The sequence below is a fragment of the Actinomadura sp. NPDC000929 genome, assembly GCF_040492065.1.
GTDB classification, from domain to species: Bacteria; Actinomycetota; Actinomycetes; order Streptosporangiales; family Streptosporangiaceae; genus Spirillospora; species Spirillospora verrucosospora.
In genome coordinates this window covers 165,133-171,958 of sequence record NZ_JBEUPA010000002.1, presented here as the reverse complement: position 1 = coordinate 171,958, position 6,826 = coordinate 165,133, and the positions used below count along the sequence as shown (strand labels likewise).

6 protein-coding genes are annotated in these 6,826 nt (G+C 72.6%); 4 read left to right on the top strand and 2 right to left on the bottom strand.

What is annotated here, in order from left to right:
• The coding region (locus ABWI04_RS01550) for a molybdopterin-dependent oxidoreductase (protein ID WP_353831105.1) at window positions 1-1,156 on the top strand (1,156 nt) is incomplete at its 5' end.
• A 63-nt stretch (window positions 1,157-1,219) separates the two neighbouring features.
• Entirely contained in the window at window positions 1,220-1,849 is a 630-nt protein-coding gene (locus tag ABWI04_RS01545; protein WP_353831104.1) for a fasciclin domain-containing protein, read from the top strand.
• A 146-nt stretch (window positions 1,850-1,995) separates the two neighbouring features.
• Here the strand turns inward: ABWI04_RS01545 and ABWI04_RS01540 are convergent, their stop codons facing one another.
• Window positions 1,996-2,382, bottom strand: coding sequence for an STAS domain-containing protein (locus ABWI04_RS01540; RefSeq protein ID WP_353831103.1), 387 nt, complete (start codon window positions 2,380-2,382; stop codon window positions 1,996-1,998).
• A 321-nt stretch (window positions 2,383-2,703) separates the two neighbouring features.
• Between ABWI04_RS01540 and ABWI04_RS01535 the strand changes: the two genes are divergently transcribed.
• On the top strand, window positions 2,704-4,422 hold the full coding sequence (locus ABWI04_RS01535) for a PP2C family protein-serine/threonine phosphatase (protein ID WP_345182937.1): 1,719 nt from the start codon (window positions 2,704-2,706) through the stop codon (window positions 4,420-4,422).
• Window positions 4,419-5,549, top strand: a complete 1,131-nt coding sequence (locus ABWI04_RS01530; RefSeq protein ID WP_353831102.1) for a cobalamin B12-binding domain-containing protein — start codon at window positions 4,419-4,421, stop codon at window positions 5,547-5,549. The genes ABWI04_RS01535 and ABWI04_RS01530 overlap by 4 nt, the downstream gene beginning before the upstream one ends.
• A 13-nt stretch (window positions 5,550-5,562) precedes the next feature.
• On the opposite strand, the gene ABWI04_RS01525 is transcribed toward ABWI04_RS01530, so the two are convergent.
• Window positions 5,563-6,771: an RNA-guided endonuclease InsQ/TnpB family protein gene (locus ABWI04_RS01525; RefSeq protein ID WP_353831101.1), complete on the bottom strand. Its 1,209-nt coding sequence runs from the start codon at window positions 6,769-6,771 to the stop codon at window positions 5,563-5,565.
• Between the last annotated feature and the right edge of the window lie 55 nt (window positions 6,772-6,826).

Below are 6,826 nucleotides of genomic sequence, written 5' to 3'. Positions count from 1 at the left end.
GCCGTCCGCCGTCGGCGCGCTGGCGGGCATGGCCGCGCTGACCGCGCTGGTCCGCGCCGCCCGCCCCGAGGACACCGGCCCCGGAACGGAGGTGGATCGGCGGCGCGTGCTGCTGACCGGGGCCGGAGTGATCGGCGTCGCCGCGGCCGGCGGTGCTTGTGGGGGGGCACTGCTGCGCCGCGGCGACGTCACCTCCGTCCGGGCCGGCCTGCGGCTGCCGCGTCCGGCGAGCGCGGCGCGTCCGGTGCCCCCGGGCGCGCAGGTGCGGGCGGCGGGGATGACGCCGTTCCACACGGCCGTCCGGGACTTCTACCGCGTCGACACCGCGCTCACCCTGCCCCAGGTCGACCCGCGCGACTGGACGCTGCGCATCCACGGCATGGTCGGCCGCCCCGTCGAGATGTCGTTCGACGACCTGCTGCGTGAGGCACTGATCGAACGCGACATCACCCTGGCGTGCGTATCCAACCAGGTCGGCGGCGACCTCGCGGGCAACGCGCGCTGGCTGGGCGCCCCGCTCGCGCCGCTGCTGCGCAGGGCGGGAATCCACTCCGGCGCCGACCAGATCCTGTCCCGCTCGGCCGACGGCATGACGCTGTCCACCCCGATCGAGACGATCCTCGACGGCCGGGACGCGATGCTCGCCGTCGGCATGAACGGCGAGCCGCTGCCGATCGCCCACGGCTTCCCCGCGCGCATGGTCGTCCCGGGCCTCTACGGCTACGTCTCGGCCACCAAGTGGGTGGTCGACCTCAAGGTCACGCGCTTCGCGACCGACCGCGCGTACTGGACGGAGCGCGGCTACGCCGAGAACGCGCCGGTCAAGACGTTCTCCCGGATCGACGTGCCGAGGCCGCTCGCCGCCGTGAAGGCGGGACGCGTCGCCGTCGCGGGCACCGCGTGGGCGCAGCACCGCGGCGTCGACGCCGTCGAATGGCAGGTCGACGACGGCCCCTGGCGGGAGGCGCGGCTCGCGCCCGTCCCCGGCCTGGACACATGGCGGCAGTGGGTCGCCGACTGGGACGCCGCTCCCGGCTCCCACACGCTCCGCTGCCGCGCCACCGACGGGACCGGCCGCACGCAGCCCGGGCACCGCGCCCCGCCGTCCCCGAACGGCGCCACCGGATGGCATTCGGTGGTGGTCACCGTGACCTGAGCCCGTCCGCATCCGAGCCAGTGAAAGTCACCGACGAGAAGTCACCGACAAGAGGAGTTCCCCATGTACCGCAACCGCATCGTCGCCGGCGTCCTCGCGGCGACCGCCCTCGCCACCGGCGCGGCGGCCTGCTCCGGCGACGACAAGGGCGACGCCGCCGCCGCTCCGGCCGGATCGTCCGCGCCGGCCGCCTCGCCGAGCGGCGCGCCGTCCGCCGGCGGGCCGTTCGGGCCCGCGTGCTCGGCCGTCCCGGCGTCCGGCAAGGGCAGCTTCCAGGGCATGGCCGCCGACCCCGTCGCGACCGCCGCGTCCAACAACCCGGTGCTGTCCACGCTGGTCGGCGCCGTGAAGAAGGCCGGCCTGGTGGACACGCTCAACTCGTCGAAGAACATCACCGTGTTCGCGCCCACCAACGACGCGTTCAAGAAGATTCCGAAGGAGACGCTCGACAAGGTCCTGTCGGACAAGAAGACGCTGACGGGCATCCTCACCTACCACGTGGTCGGCCGGCAGGTCGCGCCGGGCGGGCTGGGGGCGGGCGACTTCAAGACGCTGAACGGCGCCATGCTCAAGAGCAGCGGCTCGGGCGACTCCTACACCGTCGGCGACGACGCCAAGGTCGTCTGCGGCAACGTCCAGACCGCCAACGCGACCGTCTACATCATCGACAGCGTCCTGATGCCGCCCAAGTGATCCCCCGGCCGCAGAGCCCCCGGGCATTGCCCGGGGGCTCTGCCATGCCAGGCGCGGGCAGCGCCTTTACAGACGGGTTTCGGTGCCCGGACCGACAGGGATATATCTCGGTCGAGATATGCGGCGCGCTCGCCGGCCGGCTCCTTTCAGGAGGCGTCCTGGCGCGCGTTGGGCACCAGCGGCGAGGGCCGCGCGCCGCCCTGACCGTCGACGATCCTGGCCAGCGCGTGCCGCAGCGTCGGGCTGATCAGCATGTGCGCGTCGAGGCCCGTGCGTTGCAGGATCCGCTGGCACACCGGGCTCGGGCGGCTGAGGACCAGCCGGCCCTGCCGGGCCGTGACGGTCTTCCACACGCCCACCAGCGCCCCCAGGCCGGAGGAATCGCAGAACCTCACGTCCTGGAGGTCCAGGACGATCCGCCCCACACCCTCCGAGTGAGAAAGGACATGTTCCCGGAAGGCATCGGCCGTCAGGTAATCGATTTCACCTTCCACGCTGAAGAGAATGCAGGTGTCGCGGTTCTCGACGCGCATTCGGAGTCGGTCTTGAGAGTCGTGCCACAGCCGAAGCGACGTATCATTTCCGTCGTGCACCGCGTCCATCACCAGACTCAACCTCCCGTTGGGCCGAGGCTACCCCGTAACGCGGAGAGCATTCATGAGGCGCCGGTCACGGGCCTCCGATCATGCCGCTGAGCTGGTCGTCCTCCCGCCGGACAGGGTCCGCGGACAAGATGGAACGAATCTTTGCCTTCCGGCAACTGTCTTGTTGCGGTTAGGGTGGTGGCGAGGACAAGATCCTCGTTTGGCGGCTCAGCTGAGGAAGGAAGTGGTCCCGCCGCAGGCTGCGACGTGATGGAACTGACTCAAGGCATCGACGGCACTCGGCGCGTTCTCGACCCCGCGCTGGGGCCCGGCCCGTACCCCGCGCTCGCGGTGAATCCGAGCGGTACCGTCACGCGGCTCAACGACGCGGCGCGCCTGCTGCTCGGCATGATCCCGGGCGCCGTCCTGGACGACGCGGCACCGGCCTGGCTGGCCGAGGCCCACCATGCACTGGCCATCGATCCCCTCCCCGAGATGACCGCGGCCGAACTGTCGCACCCCGGCGCCCCTCGGCCGGTCGCGCACGGTCCGATCGGCGACCGCGCCTACGAGGCCCACGGCGTGCCCGACGAGGTCCACGACGATCCCGGCACTCCGCCGGGCCCCCCGGCCGGGACGGTCTGGTGGCTGTTCGACGTCACCGAGCACCGGCGCCTGGAACGGGAACTCGCCGACGAGCGCGAACGCACCGCCTTCCTGGCGGAGGCGTCCGGCCAGCTGCTGGCGTCGCTGAACCTGGAACGCTGCATGGAGGTGACGGTCCAGCTGGCGGCGCGGCACCTCGCCGACGCCGCGCTGGTGATCGCGCCCGCTTCCGGACGCGCCTACCCCGTCTCCTACTGCGGCCCCGACGGCCAGGTGGACCATCAGGAGCTCGTGGTGGACCCCTCGGAGGTCCCGGGCCTCGCGGAGGCGATGCAGGGCTTCCCGCCGATGCCGTCCCGCTGGCTCGACCCGATGGGCGCGCCTCCCTGGATCCTCCGCGCCGACCTCGGCGGTCTCGGCGCGATGGTGGTGACCGCGCTTCCGGGGCACGGCGTGCCCGCGGGGGCGCTGGTGCTGCTCCGGCGCGGCGGGCAGCGCGCCTTCTCCGAGGGCGAGGAGTTGATCGCGCGCCTGTTCGCGGCCCGCGCCGGCGCGGCGATGTCGGCCGCCCGCGTGTACGCCGAGCAGGCGTCCATCACCGAGACGCTGATGCGCGAGCTGCTGCCGCCGCGCACCCAGCACCTCGACGAGGTGGAGCTGGCGGCCCGCTACCGGCCGTCCGGCGCCGGAGAGCGCGTCGGAGGGGACTTCTACGACCTGCACCCGGCGGCCGAGAGCTCCGACGCGGAGCAGGAGTCGATGGTCGTGCTGGGCGACGTGTGCGGCAAGGGCCTGGAGGCCGCCGTGCTCACCGGCAAGATCCGCAACACGCTGCAGGCGCTGCTCCCGCTGGCCGACGACCACAGGCGCGTGCTGGAGCTGCTGAACGGGACGCTGCTGAGCAGCGAGTCCACCCGCTTCGTGACCCTCGTGCTGGCCTCGATCCGGCGGGAGGGCAGTCACGTGCGGCTGCGCCTCACGAGCGCGGGCCACACCCGCCCGCTGATCGTGCGGGCCGGCGGCCAGGTCGAGACCCCCGACACCGGCGGGTCGCTGATCGGCGTGCTGGACAAGATCTCCTCCAGGTCCGCCACCGTGCTGCTGGAGCCGGGCGACACGTGCCTGCTCTACACCGACGGCATCACCGAGGCCTTCGGCGGCCCGCTGGGCGACGAGATGTTCGGCGACGAGCGACTGCGCGCCGAGCTCGCCCGCTGCGGCGGCATGCCCCCGGAGGCCCTCGTGGAACGGGTGCACATGCTCGCCGCGGAATGGGTGGGCGGCGGCAAGCACGACGACATGGCCGTGGTCGCCATCACCGCTCCCCGGCGCTTCCACCTGAGCGCCGTAGGAGGGCAGGGCCCGGGGAGGTTCACCGCGTGACCGCGACCGCACGGACTCCCGCGGCTCCCCCCGGATCCGACGGGTGGGCGGACGGACTCTGGGACGCCGTCATCGCCGGCGACGAGTACGCCGCCGCCGACGCCGTCACGACCGCGCTCGACCGCGGAACGGACGCCGAGACCATCCTCCTGGAGATCATCGCGCCGCTCCAGGCCCGGGTGGGCCGGGAGTGGGCGGCGAACCGGCTCACCGTCGCCCAGGAGCACACCGCGACGGCGATCAACGAGCGGACGATCGCGGCGCTGGCGCACCATCCGGCCGTCCGCGAGTCGCCGGCGCGCCGCGGCGAGGGGTCGCGCGGCCGGGTGGCGGTCGCGTGCATCGACGGCGAGTGGCACGCGCTGCCCGCGCGGATCCTGGCCGAGGTGCTGCGGCTGCGCGGCTGGCGGGTCGACTACCTCGGCGCCCAGGTGCCGACCGCGCATCTGATCGCCCACGTGCACCGGACGAACCCGGCCGTGGTGGCGCTGTCGTCCTCGATCGCCACGCGGCTGCCGTCCGCGCACGCCGCCATCACCGCGTGCCAGGCGACCGGCACCCCCGTCCTGGTGGGCGGCGCCGCGTACGGGCCGGACGGCCGGTACGCCGCACTGCTCGGCGCCGACGGCTGGGCCGCCGACGCCCGCTCCGCGGCCGACCGGCTGGCGGAGGGGCCGCTGCGCAAGCCGCCGCCCGTCCACCAGGTCATCGACGACCTGCCGCACCTGGCCGACCAGGAGTACACGCAGATCAGCCGGACCGCGCGCGGGCTCGTGCGGCACGTGATGACCGAGCTGCCGAAACGCTTCCCGGCGATGGCGGACTACACCGACCAGCAGCTCCGCCACACCGCCGAGGACATCGCCCACATCGTCGACTTCCTCGGCACCGCCCTCTACGTGGACGACCCGGACCTGTTCACCGGATTCATCGGCTGGACGGCGGGCATCCTCTCCGCGCGCGGCGTGCCCGCCCGGAGCCTCCTGCCGGGTCTGGAACTGCTGGCCGAGCAGCTCGTCGACTACCCCCGGGCCGCGGACCTGCTCTCCCACGCCTGCGACACCCTCCAGCACCCCCCGCCGACCACCGACGACGCCGCCGCCGCCGCCGAAGGAAGGAATGCTTGACTTCCTCCTCTGCCTATGGGCGGGAGGTTCCAGCGATCGCCCGCTGGGTTTCCTGCTTCGCCGACGACCGCCTCGTCCGGGAGGCGTCCCGTTGAGGTCTTACACCGTCTCCACAGGCGGTCACCGCCAGCCCGGCGGCCAGGATGTTGCGCGCGGCGTTGACGTCGCGGTCATGCACGCTGCCGCAGCCGCACGTCCATTCGCGGACGTCCAGCGGCAGCTTGGCGCGGATGGTTCCGCAGGTTCCGCACAGCTTGGAGGAGGGGAACCAGCGGTCGACCACGACCAGGTCGCGGCCGTACCAGGCGCACTTGTACTCCAGCATCGTGCGGAGCGCCGCCCACGCCGTATCCGAGATGGCGCGGGCGAGTCTGCGGTTCTTGAGCAGGTTGGCGACGGTGAGGTCCTCGATCACGACCGTTTGGTTCTCACGGACGAGACGAGTCGACAGCTTGTGCAGGAAGTCGCGGCGCCGATCGGCGATCCGCGCGTGCACGCGGGCGACCTTGCGGCGGGCCTTGTCCCGGTTCGCCGAACCCGGGGCCTTTCGCGACAGCTCCCGCTGCGCCTTGGCCAGGCGGGCGCGGTCGCGCCGCTCGTGCCGGGGGTTGGCGATCTTCTCCCCGGTCGACAGGGTCACCAGCGAAGTGATCCCGGCGTCCACCCCGACCGCCGCCTCCGTGGCGGGGGCGAAGGCGACGCAGTCCTGGCACAGCAGGGACACGAACCAGCGCCCGGCACTGTCGCGCGACACCGTCACCGTGGAAGGCTCCACACCCTCGGGCAGCGGACGCGACCAGCGGATGTCCAGCGGCGCGGACATCTTCGCCAGAGTGAGGCGCCCGTCGCGCCAAATGAACGCGCTCCGGGTGTACTCGGCCGACGCACGCGACCGCTTGCGCGACTTGAACCGCGGATAGGCGGCCCGCTTGGCGAAGAAGTTGGCGAACGCCGTCTGAAGATGCCGCAGCGCCTGCTGGAGCGGCACGCACGACACCTCCGCCAGGGATGCGAACTCCGCCGTCTTCTTCCACTGTGTCAACGCGGCCGACGACTGCACATAGGAGATTCGGCGCCGCTCGCCATGCCAGGCCCGGGTGCGCTCCTCCAGCGCCATGTTGTACACCAGCCGCACACACCCGAACGTGCGCGACAACTCAGCCGCCTGCTCACCGGTGGGATAGAAGCGGTACTTGAACGCCCGCCTGACCTGGCGCGCCATGCACCACGTTCTAGCAGCCGCGGAGCCCGCCGACCCCGCGGACACCGAAACGTCC